The sequence below is a fragment of the Saccharospirillum sp. ABV4_185 genome (assembly GCF_056159245.1).
Map to the genome: position 1 here is coordinate 1,257,110 of NZ_JBSWUW010000001.1, position 12,841 is coordinate 1,269,950.

Below are 12,841 nucleotides of genomic sequence, written 5' to 3' on the forward strand. Positions count from 1 at the left end.
CTAGGGTGAATGGCAGTGCTTAGCGTTTAAAACGGTGACTGATTAAATCTAACGGTAAGAGGGCCGTTTGTTTGGCCTCTTCCATCACAATATAGCTTTTTGATTCCCGTACATAAGGCAGTGCGAGCAGCATCTCCCCCAGGTACTTACGGTAACTGGCGAGGTCGGTCAGGCGCAGTTTGATCAGGTAATCGGATTGACCAGACACCAGATGACATTCCTGAACATAGCTGAGTCCATCAACGGCTTCACGAAACGCATCGAAAGCCTCAGGCGATTGGTTCGAAAGCGTGATTTCTACGAAAACCAATAACGACAAGCCCAGCGCCAGCGGGTCGATACTGGCATGGTAACCCTGGATGAGGCCAGTGCGCTCCAGGCGTTTGACTCTATCCATACAAGGCGTCGTCGACAGCCCGACTTTCTCGGCCAGATCAACGTAAGAGATACGAGCATTTTCCTGGAGGGCACGGAGGATTTTTAAATCCAGGCGGTCCAATTTGCGGGCGTTTTGACTGTCCGTCATCGCAGCGGTTACCGGGGATAGAGGAGGCAGCATAACCGAGCGGCCGGCGTGGCGGCAATTGGCGCCCGGCAAGAGTTGACGCCGATGATTGGACTCCGTACTATTGCGCAGCTCGAACGCCGCCCTACTGGCATTGGCCGCAAAGGTCAGTGAAATCAAAGGCTTGCGTGAGATTGCCTAGCCCCAGGCATCCAGTGTCGGAGAGTAGCTCAGCTTGGTAGAGCACTACCTTCGGGAGGTAGGGGTCGCAGGTTCAAATCCTGTCTCTCCGACCAATCCTCTCTGAACGTTAAAGCACCTGATAGTCAATAGTACCAGCGACCCGTGGGTCGCAGCCGGTATGCCGGCCCCGATGTGTCGGACCAGTCCAAATACTGTCTCTTCGAGCAATCCTTTCCCAGCATCATCCAGTATTTATTGAAGCAACTGATCTTCGGTATAAGGCTGCAGTTCAGACCGCTCCATTCGCCGACCCAGCATGACTACCCAGCCAAGAAACCGTCGATCGCCGCGGGTGGAGAATTCAAATTCATAACTGCGCTCCAGCGCGATAAGGCTGGATTTGGATCGCACCACTCTCACCTTGCGCAAATAAATACTCTGATCCAACAGCTGAACTCCGGCGCGCTGGGTGATCTGACGCGCCGCCAGTAAGGCATATTGGCGGATGCCCAGATGGTGCCAGAGCCAGGCGCCGAATACGGCCAGCACTAGCAGGGTAATCAGTTGGTTTGATGACAAGGTGTGCACTCACTTCGATGCTTTGGATAGCACAATAACATCGGACGAAATGGGAATCAGACGAAAATTTGCGAAACAAAATAAGAATAATTACTATTATTGTTGTGATTTAAGCGAATTTTCAAACGATACTCACCTGTTCGTTATCGAGGTTTTCATGGCTACTCCTGCATTTACCCGACCAGCTTCGCTGGCCCGGGCTATTGGTTTTGTCTTTCCATTGTCAGTTCTGGCTGGCTTCAACCTGACATTCGCTGAAGACGAGACCAGCGAATCGCCTTCGTTAAATGCCGTCGTAGTTTCAGGTACGGCGTTAAAAGTAGAAACCCCGCTGCTGGAAACCCCAAGGCCGGCTTCCGTTGTTCAGCGTGAAGAGTTGGAAGAACAGGATGTTCAGGCGGTAGATGAGGCTTTCCGTTACCGTGCTGGCGTCGTTAGTGGTCAATATGGTGGTGATAACGATGCAGACTGGCTCAAAGTGCGTGGTTTTGACCAATCTACTTATCAGGATGGTATGCGCATCTTCAAAGATGGCTATTACTACTGGGTTGCCGAACCCTATGGTTTGGAACAAATCGATCTGTTGAAAGGGCCTTCTTCAAATCTTTATGGCGAAGCACTACCCGGTGGCTTGGTAAATTTGCAAAGCAAGCGGCCGACGGATGAACCTCAGGGGCGTTTTGATCTGCAAGTAGGTAACCGAGAGCATCTTCAGGTCGGCATTGATCAGTCTGATGCGGTGAGTGACAGTGTTCGCTATCGCCTGGTGGCTCTTTACCGCTCTGAAAATGGTGATATCGACTATACTGAGAGCGAACGCCTCTATGTTGCACCTAGTCTGGAGTGGGACATTAACGATGCGACCAGCCTGACGGTACTGGCCAGCGTGCAGAAAGATGATGCGGTTCCTTACAATGGCTTTAAGCCAATCGTCGGCACTATAGATACCAGTGGTGGTCAGATTGATCCTTCGACCTTTTATGGCGAGCCGGATTACGACACCAATGATCGAACCCAAACCTCTCTTGGCTATGAACTGGGTCATGAGTTCAATAATAACTGGCGTGTGCAGCAAAATGCCCGTTACAGCGAGTTGGATCTTCTGTTGCGCTCGACCTATTTTATGTCGGCTACGGGATCAACCGCGTCGCGAGGTCATGTCCACCGTGATGGTCGTGTCCGCAGTTTCACTGTGGATAATCGCTTGGCTGGTGACTTTGCTATTGGCTCTGCCGATAACACTATACTGCTGGGTTTGGACTATCAGGATTTTAATAAGCGCGGCAACAGTTTTGATAATTATGGAACGTTTGGCGATGTCGATCTGTTTAACCCAACTTATGGAAACTATACGCCGGTAGCCGACAGCGATTTGACCGATGTATCGATTGCCAAACGCCAGGTTGGTGTGTACCTGCAAGAACAGTTGAGTTGGGATGACCGCTGGTATGCCCAGGCTGGCGCGCGCTATGACTGGGTGGATATTGAAAACAAGATTTCCTCCGAATCGTCAGAACTGGAAGCATCGTCATTCTCGGGTGGATTGATGTATGTATCGGATCTCGGCGTGTCTCCATACTTTAGTTACACCGAATCCTTCGAGCCGACCACCAGTGCCAATATCAATGGCGATCTCTATGAGCCGCGCCAGGGCTACCAGCTGGATATCGGGGTGAAGATTGCACCCTTGGATATCGATGGTTATGTCACAGCGTCGGTCTTCCAGATCGAAGAAGAGAATGCTCTGGTCCGTAATGGCAGTGGCCAGATTGTTCAGGATGGTTCTACCCGACACGCCACCGGCGTTGAAGTTGAAGGTGTCGGCTATGTCACCGATAACCTCCAGCTGATGGCCAGCTACACCTACAACGATGCTTATACTGACGATGGTAGCAGCGAAACCGGCGTAGCCATCATCCCGACTCATCAGGCTGCGTTATGGGCGGATTATGCGTTCAGTGGCGTATTAAATGGCTTGAAGTTGGGTAGTGGTGTCCGATTCGTCGGCGAAACAGAATATGAGGCGGGCGATGTTACGGTACCTTCCTACACGCTGTTCGATCTGATGGCTGGTTATGCTTTTGCCGATGGTTGGCAAGCGCAGGTCAACGTGAAAAACCTGACTGATGAAGAATATGTCGCCTCTTGTGACTACTGGTGCTACTACGGCGAAGCCCGCAAAGCGACCGCCAGCATGAGCTATCAGTGGTAACTCCCATCACTGATTAACATCACCCGCACCGGGGCGATAACGTCGCTCCGGCCGGCCGACGCTGCCGTAGTTCACTTCGGCAATCAGTTCGCCGGCGCTGACCAGATATTCCAGGTAGCGCCTTGCAGTGGTGCGCGATGCGCCAATGCGTTGGCCGACCGCTTCGGCGCTCCAGGTGCCGTCTTCCTGCAATACCTTGCGGATGGTGTCGAGCGTCAGTGCATCGATGCCTTTAGGCAGTCGTTCGGGTTCGTTGCCGGTGTCGTTGTGGCCGCGCGGCAGCAATGCATCCACTTCCTTTTGCGCAACTCTTTCGAGGTTATCCAGCCGATCCCGGTGCTGCCGGTAATTATGAACGGCCTCTTCAAGCCGTTCGTACACCAGCGGTTTGAGAATGTAATCAAAGACGCCGCCGTGCAGCGCTGAACGCAGGGTGTCGACCTCACGTGCAGCGGTGATCAGGATGATGTCGGTGTGGACGTCTCTAGCGCGTAACTGACGCAGTAAATCCAGGCCGTTGCCGTCGGGGAAGAACACATCCAGCAACATTAAATCCGGTTGGAAGACATCGACCAGATCGGCGGCGTCGGTCAGGTTGTGGGCGATGCCGCACAGTTCGACATTGTCGAGTCGCTCCACAAAACGGCGCTGAATTTCAGCAATTTGTGGGTCGTCTTCAACGACGAGCAATTTTAAATGTCTCATGCGTCGGCCTCTACTTCCGGCTGTTTCGGCAGGTATAAGGTAAAGCGACTGCCCGATTGCAGCACTTCCAGTGTAATGGAGCCACCCCAGCGGGCAACGAAGGAGCGCACCAGGTGCAGGCCCAGGCCGTGGTTGGTATCGCTTTTGGTACTCACGCCTTTCTCAAAGATGCGTTCACGTTGTTCGCTGGGAATGCCGGGGCCCTGATCTTCCACTTCAAAAATCAGGTCGTGACCCAGGTCAGTCATGCTCAATTGCACCTGACCGCCATTGGGTTTCGATTGGCGCGTGGCTTCCAGTGCGTTATCGATCAGGTTGCCGACCACGCTGACCAGTTGGTCTCGCGGCAGGCTCTCGGGCAACTCGGTCATGCGACTGCCTGGATCGATGACCAACGACAGTCCCATTTCCCGCGCGCGGTTGTATTTACCGAGCAGACAGCCAGCCAGTACTGGATCTGGCACCGCCTCCAACAACAGTTGAATCAACGCCTGGTGATCGCTGACTTCGCTGCCGATCAATGCCAGGGCTTCGTCGTGTGCGCCCAGTTGGATAAGTCCGGCAATGGTATGCAGCTTGTTGGAGTATTCATGGGTTTGGGAGCGCAGCGTATCGGCGTACTGCTGAATGCGGGTTAATTGTCGACTGACCTGGTCCAGTTCATCGCGCAGTCGGAATGAGGACACCACACCAATCAGGGCACCGTCCTGTTTTACTGGCAGGCGGTTAACGATCATCAGTCGGCCGTTGAGCCAGACTTCCTGATCGAATTGCGATTCGCCACTGTCCAGAATCGGCAATAGGCCACTGTCGGGTACTATTTCGTCAATCTGGCGGCCGACCAGAGTGGTGTCTGGCGCCAGGCCGAGGGTTTCGATAGCGGTGCGGTTGACGGTGGTGATCTGGCCCTCGCGATTCACGGCAATGATGCCTTCGCGAACCGACTGTAAGGTGGCATCCAGCTCTTCGAACAGCCGGGCAATCTGTTCCGGCTCCAGGCCGAAAATCGCTTTTTTGAAGCGGCCGGCAATGATGGTGGCTGCAGCGACACTGGCCATCAGCATCAGCGTCATGGCCACGATCAACACCAGCTTATAGCGATTGATGGTGGTGCGGACCTGGTCCAGCGAATAGCCCACTGAGACCAGCCCGATGATGTCGCGGCCGCTGTCGTCGAATACCGGTGCCTTGCCGCGCATCGACTCGCCCAAACTGCCGTGTGCCTTGTTTACATAGGCGCGACCATCCAGCAGAGCTATTTCCCCGCTGTCGCCATCATCATCGGCCATGGAGTGCCCGATTCGATCCGGGTTGGGATGCGCCAGTCGAATGTTGTTGGCATCGCCGATGACGATAAAGAGGGCTTCATTGGTGCGGGCGAGTTTTTCACTCAGTCGCTGCAGTGCAGTGGAGTCTCGTTGTTCGATGCCGTTGATAATGCCCGGCATGGCGGCGATGGTTTTGGCGACCATCAAGGCGCGTTGGCCAATCTGATCGTCCAGGGAACGGCTGAGGTATTGCCAGGCGAAGCCGCCAATCAGTCCGGTCTGAACGGCACTGACCAGACCCAGGACCAATATCATGCGGGTTTTTAATTTTAATTTTCTAAACACGACAGCGCGCTTCTATCTAATAGTTGTTCGTGGGAGGCCGGAGCGATCCAGCGATACCGGTTGGGCAGGTCGATCACGGTTCCGAGCGCTGGTTAAGCGTAACGGAAGCCATTTTTGATTGCCCGTGAACAAAATGCACTAAAGTGCCTTTATAACCGATAAAGGCTTTACGTCCATAAGCTGGTCGCATTTGCCTGCTCGACCTAACGTCCCGTCAGGCCACGGCCGCCCTCGGTCAGTGGCCGGTTGCGTCCGGCAGCCTACAACAACAACGAAGAGGACAATCCAATGAAGCTCAAGCAAAGTCTTGCTTTGCTGGCGGCGCTCGCCGTCAGTGCAACTACCCTGGCCTGGGAGCCAAGTGGTCGTGTTGAATGCATCGCACCGGCGGATCCGGGCGGTGGCTGGGATTTTACCTGCCGCAGTGTCGGTCAGGTATTGGAAGAACTGGACCTGGTTCCTGGTAACGTCCAAACCACCAACATGGCAGGCGCCGGTGGCGGTGTTGCCTTCGCTCATACGGTCAGTAAGCGCAATGATGACGACCAATTGTTGGTTGCCGCATCAACCGCTACCACGACGCGTTTGGCTCAGCAGCAATTCCCGGGCATGAACGCAGGCATGGTTAAGTGGGTCGGTGCGCTGGGTGCCGATTACGGCATCATCGCGGTCGCTAATGACTCCGAATACCAGAACCTGAATGAACTGATGGACGCGCTGAAAGCCGATCCGCGTTCGGTCAAATTCGCCGGTGGCAGTGCCAACGGTGGCTGGGACCATCTCAAGGCGTTGATCGCTGCCAAAGCGGCCGGCGTTGAGAACCTGCCACGCATTCCTTACCTGTCGTACAACAACGGCGGCGAAGCCATGACTCAGGTCATCGGTGGTCACGTTGATGCGTTCACCGGTGATATCAGTGAAGCCACTGGCTTTATCGAATCCGGTGACCTGCGCGTTCTGGCGGTGCTGTCTGAAGAGCGCTTGCCGGGCCGTCTGAGCGACATCCCGACTGCACGTGAACAAGGCATCGATGCACTGGGTCCAAACTGGCGCGGCTTCTATATGCCAGCCGATGCCGATCCGGAAGCTCAGGAATACTGGGTTGCAGCCATCGACGAACTCTATGCCAGCGACGAATGGGAAGCGGTTATGGCGCGTAACGGCCTGATTCCGTTCCATCCGCCGGCGAATGAATTCGAAAGCTTTGTTACCGATCAGGTTGCTGATATCGAACAATTGTCACGTGAGATCGGATTGCTGAGATGACCGCACGCGGAGATCGTTTGCTCGGCCTGGTCCTGCTGGTCCTGGCCGTAGCCTACGGTTGGGCCGCCCAACAATGGCCGCCGCCCTTCGGCGGCCATGAGGCGGTCGGACCGGATACCTTTCCCACTATCCTGTCGGTGATACTGGCGCTATCAAGCTGTTATCTGATCGCCAAACCCGACCCGGATACCGATTGGCCAGGCCGCCACACGCTGGTGGAGCTGGCCGTTGCTGTTTTGGTGCTGATTGTCTACGCCTTGCTGCTGGAAGTGCTCGGCTTTGTGCTGGCAACCACCGCTGCTGTCGGCACGCTGTGCTGGCGCATGGGTGCGCGTCCCAAAGGTGCTTTCCTGACTGGCCTGATTGGCGCGGTGCTGGTGTTCATTCTGTTCAATCATCTGCTGGAACTGTCGTTGCCGGCGGGTCTGCTGGAGGTTGAACGATGGATACCTTGAACTTCCTGATGCAGGGCTTTGCCGTTGCATTGCAGCCACAGAACCTGATGTTTGCGCTCTTTGGTGCCTTCGTCGGTACGCTGATCGGCGCTTTGCCGGGTCTGGGTCCGGCCAACGGTGTGGCCATCCTGATTCCGCTGGCATTTACCCTTGGCTTATCGGCTGATACGGCCATGATTTTGCTGACCTCAGTGTATGCCGGTGCCATGTACGGTGGTCGCATCTCGTCCATTCTGCTGAACATTCCCGGTGATGAACCGGCGATGATGACCTGTCTGGACGGTTATCCGATGGCGCAGAAAGGCAAGGCAGCAGAAGCGCTGGCAATTTCCGCCATCGCCTCCTTTATGGGCGGCCTGGTCGGAACTCTTGGTTTGATTCTGCTGGCACCGGTCCTGGCGCGTTTTGCCCTGACCTTTGGTCCGGCGGAGTACTTTGCTTTGTTCTTGCTGGCCTTTGCCACCCTCGGTGGTATTACCGGCAAGAACCCGGTGAAGACCATTGTTGCTGCGACGCTGGGCATCATGATTTCGACCGTGGGTATCGATTCCACCGGTACCCAGCGTTACACCTTCGGTATTCTGAAGCTGTACGAAGGCGTCGATTTCATCCTGGCCATCGTTGGTCTGTTTGCCATTTCTGAGTTGCTGCTGTTTATCGAAGAGCGTGCCGGTGCGGGTCGTAAGCTGATCAAGGTCGGCAAGCTGGTGCTGCGACCTAAAGAAATCATCGCCACTTTGCCAACCTCCATGCGTGGCGGCGTCCTGGGCTTTATTGCCGGGGTGCTTCCGGGTGCCGGTGCGTCTTTGGGCAGCTTTATCAGCTATACGCTGGAGAAGCAGTACCTGGGCAAAAAGGGCAACTTTGGTGAAGGTGACCCGCGCGGTGTGGCCGCACCGGAAGCCGGTAATAACGGTGCATCTTCGGGTGCGCTGGTGCCGATGCTGACGCTGGGTGTTCCCGGCAGTGGTACCACGGCCGTGCTGTTGGCGATGTTGATTTCGCTGAACATCACTCCGGGTCCGCTGATGTTCACTCAGAATGCGGATATCGTCTGGGGCGTGATTGCTGCCCTGCTGATCGGTAACCTGGTGTTGCTGGTGCTGAACATCCCGCTGGTGGGCTTCTTTGTGAAGCTGCTGTCAGTACCGCCGATGTATCTGCTGCCTGTAGTGACCATGGTGGCCTTTGTCGGCATTTACTCGATCAGCCATTCGACCTTTGATCTCTATTTCATGGTGGCCTTCGGTGTTGCCGGTTATCTGCTGCGCAAGCTGGAAATCCCTTTGGTGCCCATTATTCTGGGTCTGCTGCTGGGGCCGGAAATGGAGAAGAACCTGGGACACGCCATGGTGTTGTCTGACGGTGACTGGTCGATTCTCTGGGGCAGTCCTTTGGCCGCTGGCCTTTGGATTCTGGCTGTTCTGGGTCTGGTACTGCCTTATTTGGTGGGTCCGATCCTGCGTCGTCGCATGCGCCAAAGCATGACCGAAAGCCAGACCAGTGATTGATAGCATGCGGTTCTGAAAAGCGGCCAAGCGGCCGCTTTTTTTGGCTCTGAAAACGACAAAAACTTACAGTTTTGATAACTCGAAACGCTTGTTAATAATAACGATTCGTATTAGATTTGTTATTCACTATTCAGCGTTAACAGGGTTGATCAGCACGATGTACGTCTGCGTTTGCAAAGGGGTCACTGACCGCGACATCGAAAACCTCGCCATTGAAGGTGCCGACTACAGCGAAATCCGGCGTAAGCTGGGCGTTGCTACCGATTGCGGTTCCTGTGGCCAAAGCTGTAAGCAGTTGCTGAAAGAATTCGAGTGGTCGGCAACGGCTGACTTCACCGCTGCCTGACGGTTATTGCTGCGTCGATTGAGGATGCAGATACAAAAAACCCGGCTAATATGCCGGGTTTTTTTATGGCTATCGATCGCCTCAGAGGATGACGTAATAAAGCACTGTGAAGAAATGCAGCACGCTACCCGTCAGCACAAACAGATGCCAGATGGCATGGTTGAACGGCAGGCGTTTCATGCCGTAGAAGACAACACCCAGAGTGTAAGACAAGCCGCCAGCGACCAATAATCCGAGTCCACTGGGCGGCAATATTGTAATTAACGGACGGATGGCGATCACAATTGACCAGCCCATAAACAGATACAGGCCAACCATCAACCAATGGAAGCGGCGCAACGACGTCAGATGAACCACAGTGCCGAGCAAGGTGAGTCCCCAGACGATACCGAACAAAGTCCAACCCCAGGGGCCGCGCAGGGTCACCAGGGTGAACGGCGTATAGGTGCCGGCGATCAGGTACAGGATGGCAATGTGGTCAAAACGACGCATCAACAAGCGCACGCGCGGCGCTTGGATGGCGTGATACAGCGTTGAGGCGCTGTACAGCAGAATCAGGGTCGCGCCATAAATGCTGGCGCTGACAATCTGCCAGGCATCGCCATAGAGACTGGCCAGTACGACCAGAATCACCAGGCCGGCGATCGATAAGACCGCGCCGATACCATGCGTCAGACTGTTCGCCCACTCCTCGATAATGGAATAAGTGGGTAACTTAGTGGTGGACATGTTTTATTTCCAAAAGTCCTGAAGTCGCCTATAGAGTGCTCGCTTTCTGTATAAATTCAATGACGCTCGGCCTATTTTTTGCCTCCAGGACATAATCGGTAGCAACAGGATGGTATCTGTTCGGCCGCAGTCCTGCGTTAAATCGTAATCGAAACGTTAAAATCTTTCCCCGTTGCGCTTTGAATCTTTTTATTTGGCTGGCAAACTGCGAAAAATCGCAACGTTAAGATTTTCGGCTATCCAGGAGTGAAAGGCATGTCTTCAGACAGAAGTTCCCGCTTATTACAGCAGGGTTGGACCTTGTATCGGGCTGATCAGCCGGACTCGGTTTTCCCGGCAACGATCCCGCTGGACGTGCATCAAATCCTGCTGGCGGCCGGTGAGATTCCGGACCCTTATTGGCGTAACAATGAGTCGGCGGTGCAGTGGGTGCATCAGCACGACTGGGTGCTGGAGACTGAATTTGAAATCGCCGGGACGGACCTTGCTGATCAGGTGACGCTGCGTCTTGCCTTTGTGGATACCCATGCCAGCGTGGCCATTAACGATCAGCCAGTGGGCGAGCTGGCCAACTTCTTTCGACGTTTCGATCTCGACATTCGCTCGGCACTGCATGTGGGCACCAATCGTTTAACCATCACCCTGCACGATAATGCGGCCTTGGCGGCAAAGCGTGCCGAACAACAACCCTTCCCCGTGCCGTGGGCGGAAATGAACAACCAGATGCCACACATGAATCTGGTGCGCAAAACCCAATGTGATGCCGGTTGGGACTGGGGGCTCTGTCTGTTGTCGACCGGCGTCTATATAGCGCCGGAATTAATACGGCATCCGGGTCGTCGACTGGACACTGTGCGCGTTGATCAACATCATGATGCCGATTGTGTCCGTTTAAATATTACCGTGGATACCACGGGTCCCGCCGACGTCAGCGAACAAATTGAGCTGTCGTTGACCGATGCCGAGCCCATCCAGCTAACGCTGCCGGCCGGTCAGAACCAAGTGCAGACGACGCTGGTTGTTGAGCATCCGAAGCTCTGGTGGCCGGCCGGTTATGGTGAGCAACCGCTGTATCGACTGAGCGCTCGTTTGGGCGCTCAGCAATGGCAGCGTGACATCGGTTTGCGCTCACTGCATTGGGATCTCAGCAAAGACGCGGCGGGCAATCGAATGGCGGTGGTGGTTAATGGTGTCGATATCTTTGCAAAAGGCGCCAATTGGATACCGGCCGATGCCTTCCCGGCTCGTCATCAACCCGAACGCTACCAGCAACTGCTCGGCGATGCCGTCGCCGCCAACATGAATATGGTGCGCGTCTGGGGTGGTGGTTTTTATGAGCAGGACGCATTTTACGACACCTGCGAACGGATTGGTTTGCTGGTCTGGCACGACCTGATGTTTGCCTGCGCGCTCTACCCCAGCACGCCGGCTTTTATCGATGATGTCCGACCGGAAGTCGATTACCAGGTTCGCCGCCTGCAATCCTATGGCTGTATTGCTTTGTGGTGTGGCGATAATGAAGTTATCGGCGCCATCGATTGGTTTGAGGTATCGCGCAATAACCGGGATCAATATCTGGTTAACTACGATCGCCTCAATCGCGTGCTCGATGAAACCGTCGCTCAAGCGGACCCGAGTCGAAAATTCTGGCCCAGCTCACCGTGCAACGGTGAATTGGATTTCGGCGATGCCTGGCACGACGATGGTCGCGGCGATATGCATTTCTGGGATGTCTGGCACGAAGGCAAATCCTTTTCCGCCTACACCGACATCAAACCGCGTTTCTGTTCCGAGTTCGGTTATCAGTCATTCCCGTCTTTGGAGTTGATCGAGTCGATCACTGACCCAGGCGATCGCAATGTCACCAGCCCGGTTATGGAAGCCCATCAGAAAAACTCCGGCGGTAATTCCCGCATCGTGGAAATGTTCACCCGCTATTTCCGTTTCCCGGTCGGGTTCGATCAATTCCTGTATCTGAGTCAGGTACAGCAGTCACTGGCGATCAAAACCGCTGTTGAATACTGGCGCTCGCTGCGGCCCCATTGCATGGGCACGCTCTATTGGCAGTTGAACGATACCTGGCCGGTGGCGTCCTGGAGCAGCCTGGAATACGGCGGTCGTTGGAAGCAATTGCACTACCACGCCAAGCGGTTCTATCAACCCATTCAGTTGTTTTTTATCGGTGAAGGCGCGCAAAAACAGCTGGTCGCGGTCAATGACAGGGCCGAACCGGCGCAACTGAATGGTCGCTGGCAGTTGCTGACTCTGGATGGGAAGGTTGAGCGCAGTGAAACCATTCAATTGGCGCTGGCAGCGGGTGAAAGTGCCGTGATTGCGGACCTTGAGTCGACATTTCCAGAGCAGCAATTTGTGGTGGCCCAGGCAACCGCCCGGTGCGGCGAACAAAGATTTGATTGCGACGCCACTGGCTATTTTGCGCTGTGGAAATCACTCGATCTGCCGCTTGCCAATGTGACGGTTAAAGAGGGTCAGGATGAGGGTAATAGCTGGATTGAGCTGAGCTGTGATCGACCGGCGCACTTTGTCACTCTGTCGGCGCCGACGGCGGGTCATTGGAGCGATAACAGTCTGACCTTGTTGCCGGACGAACCGCGTCGGCTCTATTGGCGGGGCGATAACTCCCTCAATAGCGCGGAATTGCGTGTTGACCATTTAGAACGCAGTTATCGGAGCTGATGGCGTGAACCCAGCTCAAAATTCTGCACAGAGGCTGTTC

11 protein-coding genes and 1 tRNA gene are annotated in these 12,841 nt (G+C 54.8%); 7 read left to right on the top strand and 5 right to left on the bottom strand.

The window, feature by feature from the left end:
- Positions 1-19: 19 nt before the first annotated feature.
- Positions 20-526 (bottom strand): winged helix-turn-helix transcriptional regulator, encoded by a 507-nt coding sequence (locus ACXAE6_RS05760; protein WP_392797558.1) that lies wholly within the window; start codon positions 524-526, stop codon positions 20-22.
- 198 nt (positions 527-724) lie between these two features.
- On the opposite strand from ACXAE6_RS05760, the gene ACXAE6_RS05765 reads away from it, so the two are divergent.
- Positions 725-801, top strand: a tRNA-Pro gene (locus ACXAE6_RS05765).
- 139 nt (positions 802-940) lie between these two features.
- Here ACXAE6_RS05765 and ACXAE6_RS05770 read toward each other — a convergent pair.
- Positions 941-1,267, bottom strand: a complete 327-nt coding sequence (locus ACXAE6_RS05770; RefSeq protein WP_475145624.1) for a DUF3301 domain-containing protein — start codon at positions 1,265-1,267, stop codon at positions 941-943.
- 157 nt (positions 1,268-1,424) lie between these two features.
- Here ACXAE6_RS05770 and ACXAE6_RS05775 point away from each other — a divergent pair, with 157 nt between their 5' ends.
- Positions 1,425-3,479, top strand: coding sequence for a TonB-dependent siderophore receptor (locus tag ACXAE6_RS05775; RefSeq protein ID WP_475145626.1), 2,055 nt, complete (start codon positions 1,425-1,427; stop codon positions 3,477-3,479).
- A 6-nt stretch (positions 3,480-3,485) separates the two neighbouring features.
- On the opposite strand, the gene ACXAE6_RS05780 is transcribed toward ACXAE6_RS05775, so the two are convergent.
- Together ACXAE6_RS05780 and ACXAE6_RS05785 are read right to left on the bottom strand one after the other, a co-directional pair.
- The gene (locus tag ACXAE6_RS05780; RefSeq protein ID WP_475145629.1) at positions 3,486-4,184 is read right to left on the bottom strand and encodes a response regulator; all 699 of its coding nucleotides are present in this window, start codon (positions 4,182-4,184) and stop codon (positions 3,486-3,488) included.
- Positions 4,181-5,767 (bottom strand): ATP-binding protein, encoded by a 1,587-nt coding sequence (locus ACXAE6_RS05785; RefSeq protein ID WP_475145631.1) that lies wholly within the window; start codon positions 5,765-5,767, stop codon positions 4,181-4,183. The genes ACXAE6_RS05780 and ACXAE6_RS05785 overlap by 4 nt, the downstream gene beginning before the upstream one ends.
- 318 nt (positions 5,768-6,085) lie before the next feature.
- Between ACXAE6_RS05785 and ACXAE6_RS05790 the strand changes: the two genes are divergently transcribed.
- The 4 genes from ACXAE6_RS05790 (at position 6,086) to ACXAE6_RS05805 (ending at position 9,375) form a co-directional block, all read left to right on the top strand.
- The gene (locus ACXAE6_RS05790; RefSeq protein ID WP_475145635.1) at positions 6,086-7,063 is read left to right on the top strand and encodes a Bug family tripartite tricarboxylate transporter substrate binding protein; all 978 of its coding nucleotides are present in this window, start codon (positions 6,086-6,088) and stop codon (positions 7,061-7,063) included.
- Positions 7,060-7,518: a tripartite tricarboxylate transporter TctB family protein gene (locus ACXAE6_RS05795; RefSeq protein WP_475145637.1), complete on the top strand. Its 459-nt coding sequence runs from the start codon at positions 7,060-7,062 to the stop codon at positions 7,516-7,518. Before ACXAE6_RS05790 ends, ACXAE6_RS05795 begins: the two co-directional genes overlap by 4 nt.
- Complete coding sequence (locus ACXAE6_RS05800; protein WP_475145640.1) at positions 7,506-9,029, top strand: tripartite tricarboxylate transporter permease; 1,524 nt, start codon at positions 7,506-7,508, stop codon at positions 9,027-9,029. Before ACXAE6_RS05795 ends, ACXAE6_RS05800 begins: the two co-directional genes overlap by 13 nt.
- A gap of 157 nt (positions 9,030-9,186) precedes the next feature.
- On the top strand, positions 9,187-9,375 hold the full coding sequence (locus tag ACXAE6_RS05805) for a (2Fe-2S)-binding protein (protein ID WP_475145642.1): 189 nt from the start codon (positions 9,187-9,189) through the stop codon (positions 9,373-9,375).
- A gap of 81 nt (positions 9,376-9,456) precedes the next feature.
- Here the strand turns inward: ACXAE6_RS05805 and trhA are convergent, their stop codons facing one another.
- Positions 9,457-10,104 carry a PAQR family membrane homeostasis protein TrhA gene (gene trhA, locus ACXAE6_RS05810; protein WP_475145644.1) on the bottom strand — a complete coding sequence of 216 codons (648 nt, stop codon included), beginning with the start codon at positions 10,102-10,104 and terminating at the stop codon, positions 9,457-9,459.
- Between the two features lie 255 nt (positions 10,105-10,359).
- Between trhA and ACXAE6_RS05815 the strand changes: the two genes are divergently transcribed.
- Positions 10,360-12,801: a beta-mannosidase gene (locus tag ACXAE6_RS05815; protein ID WP_475145646.1), complete on the top strand. Its 2,442-nt coding sequence runs from the start codon at positions 10,360-10,362 to the stop codon at positions 12,799-12,801.
- Positions 12,802-12,841 lie beyond the last annotated feature (40 nt).